This window comes from Kribbella sp. NBC_01505, from assembly GCF_045040285.1.
Classification (GTDB): Bacteria; Actinomycetota; Actinomycetes; order Propionibacteriales; family Kribbellaceae; genus Kribbella.
Window position 1 is genome coordinate 8,667,941 of record NZ_CP109425.1, and the last position, 19,458, is coordinate 8,687,398.

Annotated in this window: 17 protein-coding genes; 7 read left to right on the forward strand and 10 right to left on the reverse strand. The window is 68.0% G+C overall.

Annotated elements, in window-relative coordinates; genetic code table 11:
- Window positions 1-81: 81 nt before the first annotated feature.
- Both OG474_RS40725 and OG474_RS40730 read left to right on the forward strand, forming a co-directional pair.
- On the forward strand, window positions 82-2,481 hold the full coding sequence (locus tag OG474_RS40725; protein ID WP_405059006.1) for an NB-ARC domain-containing protein: 2,400 nt from the start codon (window positions 82-84) through the stop codon (window positions 2,479-2,481).
- 44 nt (window positions 2,482-2,525) lie between these two features.
- On the forward strand, window positions 2,526-4,916 hold the full coding sequence (locus tag OG474_RS40730; protein WP_405059007.1) for a tetratricopeptide repeat protein: 2,391 nt from the start codon (window positions 2,526-2,528) through the stop codon (window positions 4,914-4,916).
- A 47-nt stretch (window positions 4,917-4,963) separates the two neighbouring features.
- Here OG474_RS40730 and OG474_RS40735 read toward each other — a convergent pair whose 3' ends face one another.
- From OG474_RS40735 to OG474_RS40765, 7 genes are all read right to left on the reverse strand, one after another.
- Window positions 4,964-6,043 (reverse strand): ABC transporter ATP-binding protein, encoded by a 1,080-nt coding sequence (locus OG474_RS40735; RefSeq protein WP_405059008.1) that lies wholly within the window; start codon window positions 6,041-6,043, stop codon window positions 4,964-4,966.
- Between the two features lie 13 nt (window positions 6,044-6,056).
- A complete protein-coding gene (locus tag OG474_RS40740; protein ID WP_405059009.1) occupies window positions 6,057-7,118 on the reverse strand; it encodes an ABC transporter ATP-binding protein in 1,062 nt (353 codons plus the stop codon).
- Complete coding sequence (locus OG474_RS40745; protein ID WP_405059010.1) at window positions 7,115-8,128, reverse strand: ABC transporter permease; 1,014 nt, start codon at window positions 8,126-8,128, stop codon at window positions 7,115-7,117. Before OG474_RS40745 ends, OG474_RS40740 begins: the two co-directional genes overlap by 4 nt.
- 100 nt (window positions 8,129-8,228) lie before the next feature.
- The gene (locus tag OG474_RS40750; RefSeq protein ID WP_405059011.1) at window positions 8,229-10,001 is read right to left on the reverse strand and encodes an ABC transporter substrate-binding protein; all 1,773 of its coding nucleotides are present in this window, start codon (window positions 9,999-10,001) and stop codon (window positions 8,229-8,231) included.
- Window positions 10,002-10,055: 54 nt separating this feature from the next.
- Window positions 10,056-11,048 carry an ABC transporter permease gene (locus tag OG474_RS40755; RefSeq protein WP_405059012.1) on the reverse strand — a complete coding sequence of 331 codons (993 nt, stop codon included), beginning with the start codon at window positions 11,046-11,048 and terminating at the stop codon, window positions 10,056-10,058.
- Between the two features lie 290 nt (window positions 11,049-11,338).
- Window positions 11,339-12,907 (reverse strand): ABC transporter substrate-binding protein, encoded by a 1,569-nt coding sequence (locus OG474_RS40760; protein WP_405059013.1) that lies wholly within the window; start codon window positions 12,905-12,907, stop codon window positions 11,339-11,341.
- Window positions 12,908-12,980: 73 nt separating this feature from the next.
- Window positions 12,981-13,628: an HAD family hydrolase gene (locus tag OG474_RS40765; RefSeq protein ID WP_405059014.1), complete on the reverse strand. Its 648-nt coding sequence runs from the start codon at window positions 13,626-13,628 to the stop codon at window positions 12,981-12,983.
- A gap of 191 nt (window positions 13,629-13,819) precedes the next feature.
- On the opposite strand from OG474_RS40765, the gene OG474_RS40770 reads away from it, so the two are divergent.
- The 3 genes from OG474_RS40770 (at window position 13,820) to OG474_RS40780 (ending at window position 16,460) form a co-directional block, all read left to right on the forward strand.
- Window positions 13,820-14,671 (forward strand): PAC2 family protein, encoded by an 852-nt coding sequence (locus OG474_RS40770; RefSeq protein WP_405059015.1) that lies wholly within the window; start codon window positions 13,820-13,822, stop codon window positions 14,669-14,671.
- A gap of 86 nt (window positions 14,672-14,757) precedes the next feature.
- Window positions 14,758-15,546, forward strand: coding sequence for a L,D-transpeptidase (locus OG474_RS40775; RefSeq protein WP_405059016.1), 789 nt, complete (start codon window positions 14,758-14,760; stop codon window positions 15,544-15,546).
- Window positions 15,547-15,566: 20 nt separating this feature from the next.
- Window positions 15,567-16,460: a hypothetical protein gene (locus OG474_RS40780; protein ID WP_405059017.1), complete on the forward strand. Its 894-nt coding sequence runs from the start codon at window positions 15,567-15,569 to the stop codon at window positions 16,458-16,460.
- A gap of 2 nt (window positions 16,461-16,462) precedes the next feature.
- Here the strand turns inward: OG474_RS40780 and OG474_RS40785 are convergent, their stop codons facing one another.
- The 3 genes from OG474_RS40785 to OG474_RS40795 form a co-directional block, all read right to left on the reverse strand.
- A complete protein-coding gene (locus OG474_RS40785) occupies window positions 16,463-17,014 on the reverse strand; it encodes a vitamin K epoxide reductase family protein (RefSeq protein WP_405059018.1) in 552 nt (183 codons plus the stop codon).
- A complete protein-coding gene (locus OG474_RS40790) occupies window positions 16,998-17,648 on the reverse strand; it encodes a DsbA family protein (protein ID WP_405059019.1) in 651 nt (216 codons plus the stop codon). The genes OG474_RS40785 and OG474_RS40790 overlap by 17 nt, the downstream gene beginning before the upstream one ends.
- A gap of 79 nt (window positions 17,649-17,727) precedes the next feature.
- Window positions 17,728-18,063, reverse strand: coding sequence for a hypothetical protein (locus tag OG474_RS40795; RefSeq protein ID WP_405059020.1), 336 nt, complete (start codon window positions 18,061-18,063; stop codon window positions 17,728-17,730).
- A 64-nt stretch (window positions 18,064-18,127) separates the two neighbouring features.
- On the opposite strand from OG474_RS40795, the gene OG474_RS40800 reads away from it, so the two are divergent.
- Together OG474_RS40800 and OG474_RS40805 are read left to right on the forward strand one after the other, a co-directional pair.
- Window positions 18,128-18,517, forward strand: coding sequence for an ArsR/SmtB family transcription factor (locus tag OG474_RS40800; protein WP_405064667.1), 390 nt, complete (start codon window positions 18,128-18,130; stop codon window positions 18,515-18,517).
- Between the two features lie 56 nt (window positions 18,518-18,573).
- Complete coding sequence (locus OG474_RS40805; RefSeq protein WP_405064668.1) at window positions 18,574-19,230, forward strand: cation diffusion facilitator family transporter; 657 nt, start codon at window positions 18,574-18,576, stop codon at window positions 19,228-19,230.
- The last annotated feature ends 228 nt before the right edge of the window (window positions 19,231-19,458 follow it).

Consider the following 19,458-nt stretch of genomic DNA (forward strand, 5'->3'; position numbering starts at 1 on the left):
CGGGTCCGCCGATCGTCATCCACCCCGCCCGAGCCCACAATCCTTTGCACCCCAACCGAACCCTGCTGGCACAATCGGCCCGTGGATGAGACATTCGCCGCAGCACTCCGTCAAGCTCGCCAGTCCCGCGGGCTGAGCCAGGAGGCCCTCGCCGAACTGGCCGACCTCAGCACCAAGGCCGTCGGCATGCTGGAACGCGGTGCCCGGCGCTTCCCACACCTGATGACAGTGGACAAGCTGGACCGCGCCCTCGGCTTCAGCACCGAAGAGCGTGGGCGCTTCCGGCGGCTCGCCGCCCGCGGTGCAGCGAGCGTGGTGCCGAGCACGTCGGACGCCGGCCCGGTATGGGTCATCGCAGATCAGCTGCCGGCTAGCCGGGCATCGTTCACGGGGCGCACGCAACACCTCGACGACCTCCGGCACGCGCTCACGGACGGCACGGCGCCGGCAGGCTCGGCTGTGGTGATCACCGTCCGCGGCATGGCCGGTGTCGGCAAGACCGCCCTCGCCATCGAGGCCGCCGTGGCCTGCCGCGCACACTTCCCGGACGGTGTCCTGTCGGTGAACCTCCGCGGGTTCGGATCCGGTACGCCGCTCACCCCGCTCCAGGTGATCAGCCAGCTGCTCCGAGCAACCGGCGTACCGGCCGAGTCCCTGCCGGCCGACGAGACCGAAGCGACCGCGGCCCTGCGGACCAGACTGGCAAACCGGCGGGTGCTCCTGCTGCTCGACAACGCACAGGACGTCAGCCAGGTCACCGACCTCATTCCGAGCTCGAGCGGCTCAGCCGTCGTCATCACCAGTCGCAACACCCTCACCACGATCTCCGCCCGGCTCCACGTTCAGCTCGAACCGATGCCCGCCGGTGACGCCGTACAGCTCCTCACGAACGCCGCAGGTGCCGACCGGCTCGGGGAGTCCGCCGAACGCATCGCAGAGCTCTGTGGGAGCCTCCCGCTCGCCCTCTCGGTCGCTGGAGCCTGGCTGCTGCGTCACCCCGGCACGTCAGCGGCCGAACTCGTCCGGCGACTTGACGACGAAAGCCGCCGGCTGGACCTGCTCGGTGTCGACGATCTCGACGTCCGCGTCAGCCTGTCGTTGTCGGTCGACCAGCTCACGAACAGCCCGGCGACCCGCGATCGAGAAGCGGCCCGAGCCTTCGTACTGCTCGGCCTGCCGACATCCGTCGACTTCGCGTCCGAGTCCGTCGCCGCCCTGCTGGAGACGACCCCGGCCAGAGCCGGTGACCTGCTCGAACATCTCACCGACCTGCACCTGCTCGAATCACCGGTGCCCGGCCGGTATCACTTCCACGACCTGGTCCGGACCTTCGCCCACGAGCTCGCTCAGGAGCTCCCCCGGCTGGACCGCGAGGCCGCATTCGACCGGCTGCTCGGCTTCTACCTGGCCGTCGCCTGGCACTCCGCCGAGAAGGCGGAACCGCAGGCGTCACGGACGGACTGGTCCGGTACCCCGGCCGCTCCGGCGTTCCCCACCTTCACCACAGCCGAGGAGGGCCTGCGCTGGATCGACGCGGAGTCACCCAACTACCTGGCGATCATCAACCAGGCAGTCCGGCTCGGCGGACGTGACGAGACCACCGCCGGTCTGGTGATCGGCCTCTACAGCTACTTCGTCATGCGCGGTCACCTGAACGACTGGCTGTCCGCCATCGACCTGGTGGCCTCCGGACAAATCGAGGGCTGGACCTTCGCGAAGCTCCAGGCGGACGCGGCCATCGCGCAGGCCGAGCTCGCCCACTACGAGGAGTCGGTGGCCCGGTTCGGCCTGGCCCGGGATGCCTTCGAAGCCATCGGCGATCTGCGCGCCGTCGCGATCACGACGAACAACAAGGCTCGCCTCCTGGTCCGGATGCAGCGGTACACCGAGGCTCTCGTGCTCATCGAAGAGGGCCTCGTCGTGCACAAGCAGCTCGACGACCCGCGCGCACTGTCCGCCGTCTACGGCACCCTGGCCGACGTACAGAGCGAGTTGGGCAATTGGGACGCGGTCCAGGTCGCTGCCGCCGCCGGCACGGAGCTCTATGCCGCCGCGGGCGATCTGCACGGTGTCGCCAACCTGCGCGTCGAAAGTGCGTGGGCCAGGATCTGCTCCGGCCACCCCGACGGCGCGATCGACGACATGCTGCAATCGATCGCCGACCTCGAGCAGCTCGGTTCCCGCAGCTACGTGTGTGACGCGCGCTGGGTGCTGGCGGACAGCTATCGCCTGCTGGACCAATTCGAGCCGGCCGTCGAGCAGGCGGAACTGGCTCTCGACATCGCCCTCGACACCGATGATCTACGGCGCGAGGCGCAGCTCCGGCTCTGTCTCGGCGAAGCGCTGGCCGAGCTCGGCGAGTACGACGAGGGCGCCGCCAATGTCGAGTTCGCGCTTGCCTTCTACCAGGAGCACCTCCCTGCGGCGGCTGCGACGGCCGAGGCACTGCTGCAAAAGATCCGCAGCCGAGCCACCGTCTGACGGTTCCGGTCTACTCGGAGCGGGTCTGCTGGCACAATCGGGTTGTGGAGGAGACGTTCGCCCTGGTACTCCGGCGCGCCCGGCAGTCTCGTGGGCTGAGCCAGGAGGCGTTGGCGGAGCAGGCTGACCTCAGCACGAAGGCGATCGGGCTGCTCGAGCGAGGCGTGCGCCGGTTCCCGCATCTGATGACCGTCGACAAGCTGGGTCGTGCGCTTGCCCTCAGCTCCGCGGAGCGGGAGCTGTTCAAACGACTCGCGACGCGCGGTGCGGCGGCCGTCGTGGCGGATCCCGGCGCGCTGTGGATAGTGGCCGATCAGCTGCCGACCAGCCGGGCGTTGTTCACCGGGCGGAGACTGCATCTCGACGGCCTCCGCGAGGCGCTCAGCGTCGGTGCCCCGCAGGTCGGGTCGGCCGTGGTCGTGACGGTTCGTGGCATGGCCGGCGTGGGCAAGACCGCCCTCGCGGTCGAGGCCGCCGAAGCCTGCCGAGCCCGCTTCCCGGACGGCGTGCTGTCGGTGAACCTCCGCGGGTTCGGCTCCGGTACGCCGCTCACCCCGGTCCAGGTGATCAGCCACCTCCTCCGATCAACCGGCGTACCGGCTGACTCCGTGCCGACCGACCAGACCGAAGCGACTGCGGCCCTGCGGACCCGCCTGGCCAACCGGCGCGTGCTCCTGCTGCTCGACAACGCGCGAGACGTCAGCCAGGTCACCGACCTCATCCCGAGCTCGAGCGGCTCGGCCGTCGTCATCACCAGCCGCAACACGTTGACCACCCTGCCCGCCCGGCTCCACATCCAGCTCGAACCGATGCCGGTCAGCGACGCCGTGCAGCTCCTCGCGAACGCTGCCGGCCGCATCCGGCTCGACGGATCCGAGGAACGCATCGCCGACTTGTGCGGGCGGCTCCCCCTCGCGCTGTCAGTCGCCGGAGCGTGGCTCCTCCGCCACCCCGTGACCTCGGCCGCCGAGTTCGCCCGCCGGTTGGAGGACGAGACCCGCAGGCTCGATCTGCTCGGGGTCGACGATCTCGACGTACGGGCGAGCCTTTCGCTGTCGATCGATCACCTCACGACCAGCCCGCGCCGCCGCGACCACCAGGCGGTTCAGGCCTTCACCCTGCTCGGCCTGAGCGCCGTCGCAGACTTCACTTCCGAGTCTGTCGCCGCTCTCCTACCGACCACCCCGGGCAAAGCCGGGGACCTGCTCGAGCACCTGACCGACCTGCACCTGCTCGAGTCCGCGACACCGGGCCGCTATCACTTCCACGACCTGGTCCGTACGTTCGCGCAAGAGCTCGCCCAGGAACTGCCCGCGGCCGACCGCGAAGCAGCGCTCGATCGCCTGCTGACGTTCTACCTGGCGGCGGCCTGGCGCTCGGCCGACCTCGCCGACCCGAAGGCTGCCCGCACCGCTTGGCCCAGCCTGCCGCCGAAGGCAGCCTTCCCCGTCTTCGAGGCCGCCGAGCAAGCACTCAGCTGGCTCGACACCGAGCTGGCCAACTACCTGGCACTCATCGAGCAGACAGCCTCGTCAGGTGCGCGGGACGAGGCCGTGGCCGGCGTGGTCGTCGGCCTCTACAGCTACTTCACCAAGCGCGGCAGCCTCACGGACTGGCTGCCGACGATCGACAAGGTCGTCGACGGCCGGATCGACCGCTGGACCTTCGCCCAACTGCACGCGGACGCAGCCATCGCGCTGGCCGAGCTCGCCCGGTACGACGAATCCGCGACCCGGTTCGGTATCGCCCGGGAAGCGTTCGAGAGCATCGGCAACCTCCGCGGCGTCTCGCTGACCGCCAACAACACGGCCCGGCTCCTCGTCCGGATGGGCCGGTACGCCGAGGCGCTCCCGATGGCCGAGCAGGCGCTCGCCATCAACCAGCAGCTCGGCAACGCCCGAGCGATGGGCGCGGCGTACGGAACTCTGATCGAGATCCACACCGAGCTCGCCAACTGGGACGCGGCCGAGGAGGCCGCGGCGGCGGCAGTCGAGCAGTCAATCGCTGCCGGGGGCGGCGGGTTCGCCGCGAACATGAGAATCGACGGAGCCTGGGCGCGTGCTCGATCGGGTCGGCCCGAGGCGGCCATCGCCGACCTCAAGCAGTCGCTGGCGGAGCTGCAGGAGCTCGGGCTGCACAAGAACGTCTGCGACGCGCACTGGATTCTCGGCATGACCTACCTGCGGATGGACGAGTTCGAGCAAGGCATCGAACAGGCCGAGTCCGCCCTGGAGATCGCCCTCGACGTGAACGACCCCCGGCGTGAGGCCCAGATCCGGGTCCTCCTCGGTGAGCTGCTCAGCGCGATCGGCGACCGCGACGACGCGGTCGCCAACCTCGAGTTCGCCGCCGGCTTCTACCGCCAGCACCACCCGGGCAAGGCCGCGGACGCCGAAGCCCTCCTGGAGAAGGTCCAGAACGCACCCAGCGCCTGACAGAAGCCTCTATCAGGCAGCTCTGTCAGGCGCTGGTCTACGAACTACTACTTGGCTTGCGCTGTGGAGACCGGGATGGTCGACTCCCCGCCCGGCTGGTTCTCCGGGAAGTGGCACGCGGCCTGGTGGCCGGGTGCCAGCTGGAGCAGCGGCGGCTCCTGCGTCTTGCAGATGTCCTGAGCCTTCCAGCAGCGGGTGTGGAAGCGGCAGGCCGGCGGCGGGTTGATCGGGCTCGGCACATCGCCTTCGAGGCGGATGCGCTTCACGTTGCCCTTGCGCTTGGTGTCCGGCACCGGAACCGCCGACAGCAGCGCGACCGTGTAGGGGTGCATCGGCTTCTCGTAGAGGCTGACGCGGTCGGCGATCTCGACGATCTTGCCCAGGTACATCACCGCGACCCGGTCCGACACGTGACGCACGACCGACAGGTCGTGAGCGATCATCACGTAGGTCAGGTCGAACTCTTTCTGCAGGTCCTCGAGCAGGTTCACGACCTGCGCCTGGATCGACACGTCCAGGGCCGAGACCGGCTCGTCCGCGACGATCAGCTTCGGCCGGAGCGCGAGCGTCCGGGCGATGCCGATGCGCTGCCGCTGACCGCCGGAGAACTCGTGCGGATAGCGGTTGTAGTGCTCCGGGCTCAGACCCACGAGCTCGAGCAGCTCCTGCACCGCGCGCTTCACGCCGTGCTCGGTCTGCACCTTCTGCAGCCGGTACGGCGCCCCAACGATCTTGCCGACGGTGTGCCGCGGGTTCAGCGAACCGTACGGGTCCTGGAAGATCATCTGTACGTCGCGCCGCAGCGGACGCATCTTGCCTTCGCTGAGGTGGCTGATGTCGCGCCCCTCGAAGACGATCTTGCCCGCGGTCGGCTCCAGCAGCCGGGTCAGCAACCGGCCGGTCGTGGTCTTGCCACAACCGGACTCCCCCACGAGCGACAGCGTCTCGCCGCGCGTCACGTTGAACGTCAGCCCGTCGACAGCCTGTACGGCGCCGGTCTGGCGCTGCAGCAGGCCCTTCCGGATCGGGAAGTGCTTGACCAGGCCGTCGACCGACAGCAGCTCTTCGCCCAGCGCCGGCTCGACCACGCCCGGGACGGCGGTGGAATCGATCTCTTCAATACTCACAATGTCGTCCCGTTCACAGCTTCGGCTTGATGTCGGTCTCCCACGCGTGCTGGCGCTCCTTCGGGGAGAGATGGCAGGCGACCTTGTGGCCGGCGCCGATGTCGAGCAGTTCGGGCCGTTCGGTCTCGCTGGCGCCGTTGTTCAGGTGCGCGTAGTTGCAGCGCGGGTTGAAGGCGCAGCCCGACGGCACGTTGATCAGGCTCGGCGGCGTGCCCTTGATCGGGATCAGCCGCTCGGTGCGCTCCCGGTCGATCCGCGGCATCGACCCCAGCAGACCCCACGTGTACGGGTGCTGCGGGTTGTCGAAGATGTCCTCCGCGGTGCCGTACTCGATCGCGCGGCCGCCGTACATCACCTGGATGTCGTCGGCGAGCTCGGCGACCACGCCCAGGTCGTGGGTGATGATGATGACGGCCGAGTTGAACTCACGCTGCAGGTCCCGGATCAGATCCAGGATCTGCGCCTGCACGGTCACGTCGAGCGCGGTGGTCGGCTCGTCGGCGATCAGCAGGTCCGGGTCGCAGGACAGCGCCATCGCGATCATCGCGCGCTGCCGCATGCCGCCGGAGAACTGGTGCGGGTAGGCGTCCACGCGCTTGTCGGGCTGCGGGATGCCGACCCGGTCGAGCATGTCGATCGCGTGCTTGCGCGCGACCTTCTTGGTCACCTGGTTGTGCACCCGGTACGCCTCGATGATCTGCGCGCCGACCGTGTAGAAGGGGTGCATCGCCGACAGCGGGTCCTGGAAGATCATCGCCATCCGCTTGCCGCGCAGCAGCCGGACCTCTTCGGGCGTCGACGCGACCAGGTCCTGGCCGTCGAGGAAGATCTGCCCGCTGATCCGGGCGCCGCCACGGGCGTGCAGGCCCATGATCGACAGGCTGGTCACGCTCTTGCCCGAGCCGGACTCGCCCACGATGCCGAGGGTCTTGCCCCGCTCGAGCTGGAACGATATGCCGTCGACCGACTTGACGACACCGTCGTCGGTCGGGAAGTGCACTCTCAGATCACGCACGTCGAGGAAGGCCTCGCCGCGCTCGACCCGCTGGACGACGGAGTCTTGGATTTCGGTCACGAGATGCGCACCCTCGGGTCGACGACGGCGTAGAGAAGGTCAACGATCAGGTTCGCCAGCACGATGAAGAACGCCGCGATCAGGGTCACGCCGAGCACCTTCGGCAGGTCGTTGGCGCGCAGCGCGATGACGGCGTACTGGCCGATCCCCGGCAGCGAGAACGTCGTCTCGGTGAGGATCGCGCCGCCCATCAGCAGACCGAGGTCCAGACCGAAGATGGTCAGGATCGGGGTCAGCGCCGAGCGCAGCCCGTGCTTCATCACGACCGTCCGCTCGGTCAGGCCCTTGGCCCGGGCCGTCCGGACGTAGTCCTCGTTCATCGTCTCGAGCATGCCGGCCCGCGTGAGCCGGGCGTACGACGCGGCGTACAGGAAGGCCAGCGTCACCCACGGAAGGATCAGGTCGTAGGCCCACCAGATCGGGTTGGTCTCGTCGAGCGGGTTCGTCCCGCCCTGCGCTGTCCAGCCGAGACCGTAACTGAAGATCGACAGCGACAGCAGACCGGTGAAGAAGATCGGCAGCGAGACACCCGCCAGCGCCACCGACATCAAGGACCGGTCCAGGACGGACCCGCGTTTCAGCGCGGACACCACCCCGGTACCGACGCCGGTCACCAGCCAGATGAACGCCGCACCACCCGCCAGCGAGGCGGTGACCGGTATTCGCGAGACCAGGTCCGGCCACACCGGTTGCGACGTCAGGAACGAGTAGCCGAAACACGGCGCGGGGCAGTGCTCGATCCCGGCGCCGTAGTCGTAGTCCGCCCCGACAGCCAGGCCCTTCACGAAGCGCCCGTACTGCACGTACAACGGATCGGTGAAGCCGAGTTTCACGGCGGTCTCATGGATCTGCGCGGCGCCCGCGCTTTTGCCGACGTAGCGCGAGGCCATGTCGTCGGCGGACGCGCCACCGAGCCTGGGGACCAGGAAGAAGATCGAGAACGTCACGGCCGTGACGATGAAGAGCAGGATTACTGCTCCGATCACCCGGCGGACCAGATATGCGAACACCGTGCTCGGCAGGGTGGCCGGCGATCATCGCTGATCACCGGCCACCGGCAGCCTTCACCTACCTCTGCTGGCGAATTGGTTGGTTGGTCAGAACCACGACCTACTTCTGGGCTACGCCGATCGCGGCGTAGTCGTACATGTTCTGACCCTCGTTGGTGAACACGTTCGAGATCGTGTCCGGCCGGTACAGCAGGCCCTTGCCCCAGACCCCCGGCAGCGCCCCGGCCTGCTCCATGACCTTCTTGTCGACGTCGACCCAGATCTGGTTACGAGCGGTCTCGTCGGTCGTCGCCAGCGCCTTGTCGACCAGCGCGTCGACCTCGGGGATCCGGATGCCGAGGTTGGTGTTACCACCGGTCTCGCGGATGGACCGGCTGTCGACGATCTGGTACAGGAAGCCGAAGGGATCGGACCAGTCCGCGCCCCAGCTGTAGATGATCAGACCGAGGCCGTGGGACTTGGCGAAGTCCGGCTTGCCGGCGAACAGCGTGGTGTAGTCACCGGTCGGGTAGGGCTTCGTGCTCACGGTGATGCCGACCCGCTTCAGCGACTGCTGCAGCATCTCGGCGACGGCCTTCTCCTTGCCACGGTCGGCGCGGAAGGAGACGTTGGTCGCGAAGCCGTCCGGCTTGCCGCACTGCTTCAGCTCGTCCTTGGCCTTCTCGATGTTGCCGTTCTTGTCGGTCTCGAAGCCGTAGTCGTCGAACTTCTTCGCACCCGGGATGATCGGCGGCATCAGGTTGGTGGCGATGTCGCCGCCGGTCGGGCCGCCGTACGCACGCTGGTAGCCCTCGTGGTCGGACGCGTACAGCACCGCCTTACGGCAGTGGATGTTGTCCAGCGGCGGGACCTGGCTGTTCAGCACGGTGAAGTTCAGCCGCGGCGCCGGCACGGTGTCGGTGTGCGCCTTGAGCTTCGGGTCGGCCAGCACCTTGGCCTGGGTCGCCGGCAGCACGCCGGTCCCCGCGACGTCGACGTCGAGGTCACCGGCCAGCAGCCGGTTGTCGATGTCGGCGCCGTCGACGTTGAACGCGACGGTGATCTTGTCCGGCAGCGCCTTGCGGCCCGACTCCGGGTCCGTCTTCGCGTCGTACTGATCGTTGCGGATCAGCGTCAGGCCCTTGTCCGCGTTGTAGCTCTCGAACTTGTACGGGCCGGTCGAGACCGGGTGCTCCTGGTACTTCGTACCGTCGTCCTTGGCCTGCGGGACCGGAGCGGTCGAGGGCAGCTGCGCGAAGTAGTCGAAGCTCGCGAACGGCTTGTTCAGGTGGAAGACGATGGTGCTGTCGTCCGGGGTCTCGATGGCCTTGGCGACACCGGCCAGCGTCTTGTCCTTGTAGACGCTGAAACCCTTCGGCACGTCCAGCAGGAAGTCGTTGAAGTACGTCGGGCCGCTGCGCAGCGTCGCCTTGTCCAGCGAACGCGCGACGGCGTACTTGACGTCCTTCGACGTGACCTCGGTGCCGTCCTCGAACTTGACGCCCTTGCGGATCTTGTAGGTCCACGTCTTGGCGCCGTCGCTCGACACACCCGGGGCCTCGGCGAGGTCGGGCACGGGCTTGGCGCCCTCGGCGCCCGGAGCCGCCTTGAAGGTCATCAGCGGACGGACGTAGTTCCGGATGATGTTCCAGGACATGCCGTAGTAGGTGTCACCCGGGTCGGTGGAGTCCCACTTGCTGGTGACCGCCATCCGCAGCGTGCCACCCTTCTTGTCGCTCGGGTTGAACACCTTGTTCAACGCCGCGTCCGGTGCGGCGGCGGTGCCGCTGCTGGACCCTCCCGGCGTTGCCTTGGGCCCCCCACAGGCGACCAGGCCCAGCGCGACGGCCGCAGCGACGGCGGTGACCGTCGCCTTGCGATTCCATCTCTTCACTTCGTGCACCCCTTTTTTCGGTGAGAGCCCAGGCTCCCTGGTTGGAGAGAAGTTCTACCGCGACCGCGGGTCGAGCGCGTCGCGCAAGCCGTCGCCGAACAGGTTGAAGGCGAGCACGGTCAGGAAGATCGCGAGGCCCGGCGGCACCATGAACATCGGGTCCACCTGGTACCAGGTGGTTGCCGTCGACAACATGTCGCCCCAGCTCGCCGTCGGCGGCCGGACGCCGACGCCGAGGTACGACAGGCCGGCCTCGAACAGGACGTTCGTCGGGATCAGCAGCGTCGAGTAGACGAGGATCGGGGCGATCAGGTTCGGCAGCAGCTCGGTGAACAGGATGTACGGGCGGCGGGCGCCCAGGCTGCGGGCCGCGTCCACGAACTCACGCTCGCGCAGCGACAGCGTCTGGCCGCGGATGATCCGGCCGATGTAGGGCCAGCTGAAGAAGCCGATGATGAAGACGATCAGGGCGACCCGGAGCGAGTCGCCGGACAGCCCGGCGATCGAGTCCGGGACCGCGCCGACCAGGGCCAGCGCGAACAGGACCAGCGGGAAGGCCAGGAAGATGTCCATCAAGCGGCTGATCAGCGTGTCGACCCAGCCACCGAAGTAGCCGGCCACGACACCCATCACGACACCGATGACCACCGAGAGCAGGGTCGCCAGGAAGGCGATCAGCAGCGAGATCCGGGCGCCGTACACGATCCGGGCGAAGATGTCGCGGCCGTTGACCGGCTCGATCCCCAGCGGGTGGTCGGAGCTGATGCCGCCGAGCTTCCCGATCGGGGTCTGCAACGAGGCGTCGACCAGGTCCTGGTGGAAGTCGTTCGGGGTGACCCCGATGATCTTGCAGATCAGCGGCGCGAAGACCGCGACCAGGATGAGCAGGAAGACGACGACTCCACCGGCGATCGCGATCTTGTCGCGCTTCAGCCGCATCCAGGAGATCTGCCACAGTGAGCGGCCCTCGATCTTCTTGACTCCGTCGAGGACGGCCTCCGGCTGGGCCGACGAGGACCCCGGTTCGACCTCGAGTGGCGTGCTCACGCGATGCGGCTCCCCTGCGTCATTCGGTTGAACCGGAGCGAAATCCGGTATGGCTGCGGCCTTAACCTGCCGCCATTACGGTCTGGAGTCAAACGCCGAATGCGGTGCGTTGCCCGATCGTGATCGCGAGGAAATCGTCCCGTATCGTGGACGTTTCCGCAGTAAAGCACGCCCTCCTACCGAGGGTCGCGGTCACCTTGCAAACCGTTACTGTCATGGCATCTTTGTGTCACTTCTGCGAAGCAGAACATGACACCGCGCGGAGCGAGTTTTGTGTTGCTGCCGCAGTGTTATTTACGCAGGCCCGAAAGATGCATGAAAGCCAGCGGATCCAGCGCTCCGGACACGTTCTGTACGTCGGTCCCGGCGGCCACGCTGAGTCGCCCCTGCCAGGTCGGCAGCACCGGCACCTCGCGGGCGAACACGTCCTGTAGCTGACCGAGCAGCGCCGCGCGCTTGATGCCGTTCTGCTCGGACCTTTCCTGCTGCAGCAGCTTCAGCGCGCCGGCCGGCCGGTACCCGTTCGGGAACGGGTCGCTGACCCCGAGGAACGGCGCCAGGTAGTTGTCCGCGTCCGGGTACTCCGGGACCCACCCAGCGAGGTACATGTCGAAGGCGCCGGACCGGACCAACTGCTGGTACGCCGGCCACTCCGCGCTCCGCAGGGTCACCTTGAACAGCCCGGACGCGTCCAGCTGCCGCTTCAGCTCGAGCGCCTCACCCTTCGAGCCGGGCCCGAACTGCGTCGGCGTCCAGCCGAGCGTCAGCGGGACCACGCCCTTCACTCCGCCTGCCTTCAGGATCGCTGCCGCCGCGGCCTTGTTCGGCTGCTTGTACTCCGACCGGTACGCATCCGTCGCGCCCCCGAAGCTCGGCGGCACCATCGAGTACAGCGGCGTGACGTGCTCGGCGTACGCCCGCTTCACCAGCGCCGGGCGGTCGATCAGCTGCGCGATCGCCCGCCGTACCGGGAGCTTCCGGGACGTCACCGACTTCAGCTGGAACGCGACGAACTGGATCACCGCGTCCTCGGACTCGACCACCTGCACCTGGCTCGAGGCCCGGAGCTTGTCGAGCTGCCCGATCGTGAACCCGCGGTACGCCACATCGGTCTTGCCGCTGATGATCGCCTTGTTCAGCGCGACCGGGTCCTTGACCAGACTCATCTGTACGCCGTCGTTCTGCGCAGCGCGCGAACCCTTGTACGCCGCGAAGCGCGCGAGCGTGACGGACTCCCCCGGCCGGTACGCCGTCAACTGGTACGGCCCACTGCCGACCGCGGTCGTGTCCAAGAGCTTGCTGCTCGGATACGACTCCTCGTCCACGATCGACGCGCCGGTCGTGGTCAGCAGATACGGCAACCGCGCATCCGGGCCCTTCAGATTGATCACCGCGGTCAGCTCGTCCGGCGTACTCACGGACGAAACCGACGAGAACAGCGGAGCCGGCCCACCGGGCGTCTTCAGCTTCAGCATCCGCTCGAAGCTGAACCGCACGTCCGACGAGGTCAGCTGGTGGCCGTTCGGGAAGGTCAGCCCTTCCTTCAAACTGCACGTGTACGTCGTCGGTGAGTCGAACTGACAGTCGGCCGCGTCCGGCACCGGCGTGGGCTTGCCCGGCAGAATCGTCAGCAACGTCTGGAACAGATTCGCCAGCACGGTCCGCGAGGCGACGTCGTACGGGCCGGCCGGATCGAGTGAGCCGATCATGTCGGTGGTCGCCACCCGCAGAAGTACCGCCTTCGGCGTCGGCGCACCCGTGTGCGGAGCATGGTCGTCCGGCTCGCCACACGCGGCCAGCCCGACACAAAGCCCACCGACTGCAGCGGTCACCGCGACCCGCCGCCACAACTCGCTCACTCTGACGTCACCTTCCCCAGCCCAACTACTACCCCAGTAACTGCCCCCGAGGGCACCTGGTGACGGTAGCGCCTCAGCGGAGCAACTCCCGCAGCGACTCCGGAGTCACGACTTCCAATGAGCCGACGACGAGGCGGCGCGGCGCCTCCGGAATCGGCACCCAGTGCGGTACCGCGACGACGTACGCGCCGGCCGCCGTACCGGACTCGGTCCCGGTCATGGAGTCCTCGATCACCGCGCACTGCGCCGGATCGACCCCGAGCTTGGCCGCGGCGGTCAGGTAGGGCTCCGGGTGCGGCTTGCCGTTGGTCACCTCGTCGCCGGCGATGATCACGTCGAACGGATCGTCCGGCAGATGGCTCAGCACCGCGTCGATCATCACCCGGTACGACGCGGACACCAGCGCGCACGGCACGTCGGCCTTGCGCAGCGCCTGCAGCAGCTCGAGCGCACCCGGCTGGAACTCGACCTCGCGGCGCAGCTCCGTGACCACCTCGTCGAAGATCCGCTCGGCCAGCTCCTCGCCGGTGATCACACCGGCCGGCAGCGCGGCCAGCCAGACCTGGACCGCGTCGCGCAGATCGCTGCCGATGAGTCCGACGCTGTCCTCCTCCGTCCAGGTCCCGCCCAGCTCGGGAAGCACCCGGTGCTGGACCTCGGCCCAGACCTTCTCCGAGTCGACCAGTGTTCCGTCCATGTCCCAGAGCACGGCCTGCAGCACGGCTCCCCCTCCACGTTGTCGGTGTTCCGGAACCATTTTCCCGTGCGCCCCACCGACACGTTCCGCCGGGGGTGCAGCGACACTTTCCGCTCCGCGTGAACGGTGGGGCACGGCGTGAGCGGAGCACGTAGGCTGGCAGTCCGGATTCCGGCAACCTCGCCGGACGGCTACAGACGACAGGGGGCCTGCGAGTGGTTGATCTCGCGAACCTGAGGGACCCGGTCGTGATCGCGGCGTTCGCGGGCTGGAACGACGCCGCCGAAGCGGCCACCGGAGCGGTCGACCACCTGATCGAGGAGTGGGGCGCCGAGCTCGTCACCGAGATCGACCCCGAGGAGTACTACGACTTCCAGGTGAACCGGCCCGAGGTCGGGTTCGACGAGAACGGCGATCGGCAGCTGACCTGGCCGACCACCCGCGTCTACGTCGCCCAGCCCGAGGACACCGACCGCGACGTGCTGCTGATCCGCGGGATCGAGCCGAACATGCGCTGGCGCGCCTTCGCCCAGGAGCTGCTCGAGGCCGTCGACGAGTCCAACGCCCAGATCGTCGTCGTGCTCGGCGCACTGCTCGCCGACTCCCCGCACACCCGGCCGATCCCCGTCTCGGCGACCTCGTCGGACGAGGCGCTGAGTGCCTCCTGGAGCCTCGAGCCGTCGACGTACGAGGGCCCGACCGGGATCACCGGCGTCTTCGGTGACCTCTGCGGCGCGCTGGGCGTGCCAGCAGTGTCGATCTGGGGAGCGATCCCGCACTACATCGCGGGCTCGCCCTGCCCGAAGGCGTCACTCGCGCTGCTCAGCAAGATCGAGGCCCTGCTCGACCTGCAGATCCCCGAGGGCGAGCTGCCCGAGATGGCCCGCGCCTGGCAGCGCGGCGCGGACGAGCTCAGCGAAGAGGACCCCGAGGTCGCGGAGTACGTGCAGTCGCTGGAAGAGCAGCGCGACACCGCCGACCTGCCGGAGGCCTCGGGCGACGCGATCGCCGCCGAGTTCGAGCGCTACCTCCGCCGCCGGAACAAGAACCATCCGGACACGCCGTAGATTTTTGCTACCGGCGGGTTACATACGGCCCTCGATCAGCCTATTGTCGTGCCCGGACAGTAGGCCGGTCACGGGGAGCGGGACAGATGCGCAGGTCGCGGGGCGAGCACGGCAGTTCGTCGATGCCTGCCCTCGCTGTCCTCCTGCTGCTCGGGATCGTCGCCGTCGTCGGCTTCCTCGGCAACCGCAAGGGCGACGACGAGCCGCCGCCGGTCGACCTGACTGTGCTGGCAGCCTCCAGTACGGCGACCACGATCGCCACCGCACCGCTCGACCCCGAGCCGTATGCGGCGACCAAGGGGATCGTCGTCCACCCGCGGGCCGAGTCCGCGCTGTACACCTCCCCCGACGGTGACGCCTTCGCCAAGATCGGGCCGAAGCAGTTCGGGCCGACCTGGCTGCCCGTGGTCGAACAGACCGACGGCTGGGTCCGCGTGCTGCTGCCGTCGAAGCCGAACCGCTCGACCGGCTGGATGCGCGACGACGACCTCGACCGCGCATCTTCGCCGTACCTGATCCGCGTGCACACCGCTTCCCGGACGATCGAGCTGTTCGAGAACGGCCGCAGCCTCGGCAGCTGGAAGGCCGGGGTCGGCGCGCGGAAGACCCCGACGCCGGCCGGACGCACCTTCCTGCTCGGCTCGATCGTCGACCACAAGCGCTCCGCGTCGCCGGTCGTGCTGCCGTTGGGTGCGCACAGTCCCACTCTCGACACGTTCGGTGGCGGACCTGGTACGGTCGCGATCCACGGGTGGCCGCGTGCCGACGTGTTCGGAGCCGCGATCAGCGCCGGGTGTGTTCGGGTACCGAAGACCGCCCTGGCCAAACTTCAGCAGGTCCCGCTCGGGACGCTCGTTCAGATCGACAACAAGTGACGTACGTGAGGAGTCCGAGGATGCGCCGACAGCTCGTACCGACTGTCATCACGGCGGCCGCCGTGGCCGGGGTCGTGGCGTTCAGCCTGGTCGCCAGCGCCCCGGTGGGTAACGCCGCCGCCCGGCCCTCGTCGGCGTACGCCGTCAGCGCCGAAGGCCAGGTGCCGGTCGGCAAGACGCCGTACGTCGAATCGCTCGACGGCAAGCCGAAGAAGTCCTCGGCGCTCGAACTGCCCGACAACCCGCTGCTCGCGGTCCGGGCCGGCACCGTCAACGCCGGCAACAACTCGGCCTCGGTCGAGCTGATCGACGTCTCGGTCGGCGCCGACATCCTCGGCCAGATCCCGATCCCGCCGGACCTGAAGAAGCAGTGCGACGCGCTGCCGCCGACCGGCGCCGACGACCTACCGCTCCCGGACATCAAGCTGCCGGATCTCGGCCTGCCACTTCCGCTGCCTTCGTTGAGCACCAAGGACCTGCCGGTCAAGAACCTGCGCGACCTCTGCAAGCTCCTGCTCACCCCGCCGAGCTCGCTGCTCGGCATCGACGCCGTCACCGTCTGGTGCTCCGGCGCCAAGGGCGGCATCGACATCGGCGCCCTGACCCTGCTGGGCCAGACGATCAAGATCCCGAGCACCACCCAGACCTTCAGTACGCCGGCCAACCCGTTGATCGCGCTCACCGTCAACGAGCAGACCAAGAACGCCGACGGCTCCTTCACCATCACGGGTCTGAAGATCGATCTGGGCGGCGGCGCGCAGGTGATCCGCCTCGCCTCGGCCACCTGCGCGAAGCCGGCGGCCGCCAAGCCGACTCCGAAGCCGACCACCCCGAAGCCCACTCCCCCGGTCGAAGGCCCGCCCGCCGCGCCCAAGCCCACCCCGATCAAGACCCACGTCCCCGTCACCGGCTGACCTCACAGCAGGGTTCGCCAGTACGGCCAGAACTGCTCACCGATCAGGGTGAGCAGCAGGACCGCCCAGATCGTCAGTGGCACGCTGTGAATGCGGTTGAGCTTTGGGCGGTTGAGGTTGTGCAGCGTCACGTACCAGAAGATCGGGATCGTGACGGCCCAGACCGCCATGCAGTACGGGCAGAGCGCCTGGATTCGGTACAGGCTCTGGAAGATCAGCCAGTGCACGAACACGGCGCCGAACGTGACACCTGCCTGCAGCCCGAGCCAGAACCAGCGCCGGAAGGTCGCGCCGGCCAGCAGCGCCGCGCCGACCGTCATGACGATCGCGAATCCCGCGATGCCGAGCAGCGGGTTGGGGAAGCCGAAGGCCTCGGCCTGCGGCTTGGTCATCACCGAACCGCAGGACAGGACCGGGTTGATGCTGCACGACGGGACGTAGGTCGCGTCGCGCAGCATGGCGATCTTCTCGACGGTCAGTACGACGGCCGCCGTCAGGCCGATCGCCCCGCCCACCAGCAGGAGCCAGGGCAGGAACCTACTGGAGCGCGGCATCGATACTCGCCGTCAGATCCTGGACCGACTTCGGCTCCAGCTTCGCGCCGTTCAGGAAGAACGTCGGCGTACCGGTCACACCGAGCGCTTCACCATCAGCGATGTCGCGCTTGATCCGCTCGAGGGTGGCGGGATCGTTGTAGGCCTTCTCCCAGGCCGCCACGTCGAGGCCGAGCTCCTTCGCGAAACCACGGAACCGGTCGTCGGCAGGCACCCGCTGCTCGCCCCACTCGGCCTGAGTCTCGTACATCTTCTGGTACATCGGCTCGAACTTGTTCTGCCGGGCGGCGGCCTCGACGGCACGCGCCGCGCGTTCGCCGTTGAAGTGACCGGGCAGCGGGAAGTAGCGCACGACGAAGGTCACCTTGCCGGCGTAGTCCTTCCGCAACTGCTCGACCACCGGGTACGCCGCCCGGCACGACTCACACTCGAAGTCCAGGAACTCGACGAACGTCGCCTTGCCATCTGCGGCAGAGCCGAGCTTGTGGCTGTCGGAACGGACCAGCTGTTCGGATTGCGCGGTCGATGTGGCGGTGTCGGCGGAATTCTTGTTGGCATAGACGGCCAGCACGAGGCCGGCGATCAGGGCGAAAACGGCAGCGATGCCGATGGATATCCGTGCGTTGGTACTCATGACGTACTCCTCGATTCAGGCGGGCAAGCAGAGACACACCGGCAGTGCACCGGTGCTGTGGAGTCGTTGCGGTGCTTGCCTACCTGCGCGAGATGCGCAGCTGAATCAATGACGGAGTCGTCTGCCGGGGTAGTGCGGACGGCAACTCGCTTGCGTGCAACGGATTCACCGAGGCGGTCCGGCACGGAGACGCCACCAACGCGCCAACGACTGACGCAACGCCCATGACTCCCGGCACGGACAGGTGCGTGTCGTCGTCGCCTACTGGGCAACTCGATGAGTCGACCATGACCGCGGAGTCCGCTGTCACCAAGCCCTCGACCGCCGACGACGGGCTGTGGAACGCGCACACGGCAAGCAGCGCCGCGACCACCATCAGGCCGCGGGCGAGAAGCCGGTGCAAGGATCCGTTCATATCGGCCCCAAGAGTAGCGAGCTTTCCAAAGCACGTCAGCTGCCGCTAACATCGCCATATGGCGATGACAACACCGGTAGACGTTGAGTTGCAATCGGGGCCGGACGAGACTGCGGCCTTGTCGGTGGCGGCTTGTCTGTTCAACGGCTTCAGTGACGGGTCGCGCCTCGCCATCGTGCGGCACCTTGCGCTGGGCGAGCATCGCGTGGTCGACCTCACGGAGCATCTCGGGCTGGCGCAGTCCACCGTGTCGAAGCACCTGGCATGCCTGCGCGACTGCGGCCTGGTCGACTCACGGCCGGTCGGCCGGGCTTCGCTCTTCAGCCTCACGCATCCCGAGGCGACACTCGACCTACTGTCCGCAGCTGAGCGCCTGCTCGGGTTGACCGGCGACGCGGTCGCGCTCTGCCCGAACTACGGTCACGCAGCCCAGCAGACGGAGGCGACCGCATGAGCTCCGAGTCCCAGTCCATCGTGCCGCTGTCCGCCGAGCCGCTGTCCATTGAGCCGATGACCACCTGGACTGCCGACCCTGAGCTTCGCCGCAAACTGGGCCGCCGCGCCCAGTTGCTGGCTGGGGCTTCGGTCACCTACAACATCGTCGAGGCGATCGTCGCTATCACCGCCGGTGTTGTGGCGGGTTCGGTCGCGCTGGTCGGCTTCGGGCTGGATTCGGTCGTCGAGGTCTCCAGCGGGCTGATCATCCTCTGGCAGTTCCGCCACCGGCTCCCCGAGACCCGCGAGAAGCAGGCGCTGCGGCTGCTCGCGTTTTCCTTCTTCGCTCTGGCTGCGTACGTCGCGTTCGAGTCCATCCGGACGTTGATCACCGGTGCGAACCCCGAGACGTCCCCGGTCGGGATCGGACTCGCGGTCGCCTCGCTGATCGTGATGCCCTTCCTGTCCTGGGCGCAACGCCGTACCGGCAAGGCCCTGGGCTCGAATGCCGTGGTCGCGGACTCCACGCAGACGCTGCTCTGCACCTACCTGTCCGCGGTCCTGCTCGTCGGCCTGATCCTGAACGCAACCCTCGGCTGGGGCTGGGCCGACCCCGTCGCCGGCCTCGTCATCGCCGCCGTAGCCATCCGCGAAGGCCTAGAAGCCTGGCAAGGCAAAGGCTGCTGCTCCCCCGCCGCCTCAGCCCACTGCACCGACAACTGCTGCTCCTAACCGCTTTCCCTCGGACGGTCGCGCTGCCCTAGCGATTACTCAAGACCTCTTGTACAAGATTCACCGCAACATCTGCCTGCCGCCGGCACGCGATGCCTCTCCGCTCCCGCCACAACCCGGGGGTCCGCCTACCCGGTGGGGGGTGTGAACAGGTAATTCCTTGTTCAAGCCCACCGGTTCTTGTTCACGCCCACGGGTTGTGGCGGTTCGCCGGTTGTCCAACCGCTC